This is a genomic window from Pseudomonas sp. PvP027, from assembly GCF_017833005.1.
Lineage (GTDB): Bacteria > Pseudomonadota > Gammaproteobacteria > Pseudomonadales > Pseudomonadaceae > Aquipseudomonas > Aquipseudomonas congelans.
In genome coordinates, this window is the sequence record NZ_JAFIBK010000001.1 from 294,074 (window position 1) to 296,600 (window position 2,527).

Annotated in this window: 2 protein-coding genes; both read left to right on the plus strand. The window is 58.4% G+C overall.

The window, feature by feature from the left end; translation table 11 throughout:
* Entirely contained in the window at window positions 1–933 is a 933-nt protein-coding gene (gene syrB2, locus JOE33_RS01060) for a syringomycin E biosynthesis L-threonyl-[L-threonyl-carrier protein] 4-chlorinase SyrB2 (RefSeq protein ID WP_010438141.1), read from the plus strand.
* Window positions 934–1,004: 71 nt separating this feature from the next.
* Complete coding sequence (gene syrC / locus JOE33_RS01065) at window positions 1,005–2,216, plus strand: syringomycin E biosynthesis aminoacyltransferase SyrC (protein WP_010438145.1); 1,212 nt, start codon at window positions 1,005–1,007, stop codon at window positions 2,214–2,216.
* Window positions 2,217–2,527 lie beyond the last annotated feature (311 nt).

A 2,527-nucleotide genomic window follows, 5' to 3' on the forward strand; every position in this document is an offset into this window, starting at 1 on the left:
ATGAGCAAAAAATTCGCTTTAACTGCGGAACAGCGTGCCTCGTTCGAGAAAAACGGTTTTATCGGTCCGTTTGACGCCTATTCGCCGGAAGAAATGAAGGAAACCTGGAAGCGCACCCGTCTGCGCCTGCTCGATCGTAGCGCCGCGGCCTACCAGGATCTGGACGCCATTTCCGGTGGCACCAACATCGCCAACTACGACCGCCATCTGGATGATGACTTCCTGGCCAGCCACATCTGCCGCCCGGAAATCTGCGACCGTGTCGAAAGCATTCTGGGTCCTAATGTGCTTTGCTGGCGCACCGAGTTCTTTCCCAAATATCCGGGCGATGAAGGCACCGACTGGCATCAGGCCGATACGTTCGCCAACGCCTCCGGCAAGCCGCAGATCATCTGGCCGGAAAACGAAGAGTTTGGCGGCACCATCACCGTCTGGACCGCGTTCACCGACGCGAACATTGCCAATGGTTGCCTGCAGTTCATTCCGGGCACCCAGAACAGCATGAACTACGACGAAACCAAGCGCATGAGCTATGAACCCGACGCCAACAACTCGGTGGTCAAGGATGGCGTGCGTCGCGGTTTCTTCGGTTATGACTATCGCCAGTTGCAGATCGATGAGAACTGGAAGCCCGACGAGGCCTCTGCCGTGCCCATGCAGATGAAAGCCGGGCAGTTCATCATTTTCTGGTCAACGCTGATGCACGCCTCCTATCCGCACAGCGGCGAATCACCGGAAATGCGCATGGGTTTCGCGTCACGCTACGTACCGTCTTTCGTGCACATCTACCCGGACTCGGATCACATCGAAGAGTACGGCGGTCGCATCAGCCTGGAGAAATACGGCGCGGTGCAGGTGATCGGTGACGAAACACCTGAATACAACCGCCTCGTGACCCACACCACACGCGGCAAGAAATTCGAAGCCGTCTGACCCGCCTGCGGCAGACGACAGTAGCCTCGCGCAACGTACCTGAGAAAAGCGCCCAAAAAGAGTACAGATCCATGACTATTTCCTCCGACGCAGCGATGCGTCTGTGCGAGACGGTGAGGATGCTCAGGCACCTTGCCCTCAATTTGCCCGATCCTGTATGCCTGAGCTTTCTCGTCCGGGACAACGGCTCGCTGCCAGAGCCGGCATGCTCCAGCGTTAGAGCCACAGAGCGGGCGATTAATGCCGCGTTTGCGCGCATCGGTGTGCGCACCCTGCAGTACTTGCATGGTGGCGAGGCGCAACTGTCGTCGTTCGAATACTTTATAAGCCGCAAAATCTGTGAAGCGCTCGACTACAGCTACGAGCACTTCGACGATGCTGCAGACGTCACTGCCTTCAATCGACTGCTCAAGCATTTTGAATTCAGCGGTGCAGTGCCGCACATCGAGACACTGCACCTGACCACCCGTGACAATGCCCCCTTGCTGGTGCATGCCAGTGCCAACCGCGAGCTGCCTCCCGTGGTTCTGGCACTGCCCTGCGGCATTCCGTTCGATCTCTGTCGCGACTGGTTCAATGCCTTGAGCGAGCGTTTTTTTGTCGTGACCTGGGAAACCCGAGGGCTGTTCGGTGACTGCGAGGCATTCGACCAGATTGCGGTGGACACCGATGCCCAGGTCGCCGACATGATCAGCGTGATGAATCACTTCAGGTTGTCGACCGCCCACCTGATGGGCATTTGCGGCGGCGCGGTGATCGCCCTGAGCGCCGCTGCCGAACATGCCGACCGGGTCAACTCCCTGAGCTTGTGGCATGGTGATTACAACCTGGACGACAACGACCTGCGCACCGCCCATCAGCAAAACTTCGAGTGGCTGATGGAAAGCGCTGCTCAGGATCGTGGTGAGGCTGCTGACCTGCAAGCGATGTTCCTCGACCAGGCGACGCTGGCCACCACTCCTGAATCCATCGCCCATGTGGTGCTTTACCCCTACGTCAATCCCGAGTTGTTCTATCGCTATGCGCGCTTGAATGACGCGCTGAACAAGACCGAGCTGGCACCACGACTGACGCGCATCACCGCGCCAACCCTGGTAGTGGCGGGCGATGCCGATTCGACTACGCACATCGGCGGCTCACGGCATATTGCCGCGTCGATCAAGGACGCCACGCTGCACGTAGAGCGCGATGGCAGCCACCTCGCGTTCTTCGCCTCCACCCTGCAATCGAAACAAACCGCCTTCCGCTTCATCGAGGAAGTTCTTCAGCCCGCCGTCGCCTGACAGTCACTCGATACCTCACTGAATAAAAAATGGGGGCTTAGGCCCCCAACTTCGCTCTGCGCCTCGTTCGACAGGCCAATCGAATCGGTCAAGGCGTCTATACCGGCGCAGCCTTGAATCATTGATCCCCCAGCCCGCAAGGCTACCGCGCGCACTTGTCCCAGCTTCCCATGACAGACATCCCCAGGTGGATGCTCTATTTTTTTTTCAATGTTCTTAATCCTCCCGCCGACTGGCAGTCGTCCTGCGCCATGCCGCGCCGCCCTTCGACCGGAGACGAGCCAATTGATTTCGCAAACAGGTGCTTTGAG

Bases quoted from the DNA above. Each gene is read 5' to 3' on its own strand.
- syrB2 (WP_010438141.1), top strand. From the start codon at position 1: ATGAGCAAAAAATTCGCTTTAACTGCGGAACAGCGTGCCTCGTTCGAG.
- syrC (WP_010438145.1), top strand. From the start codon at position 1,005: ATGACTATTTCCTCCGACGCAGCGATGCGTCTGTGCGAGACGGTGAGG.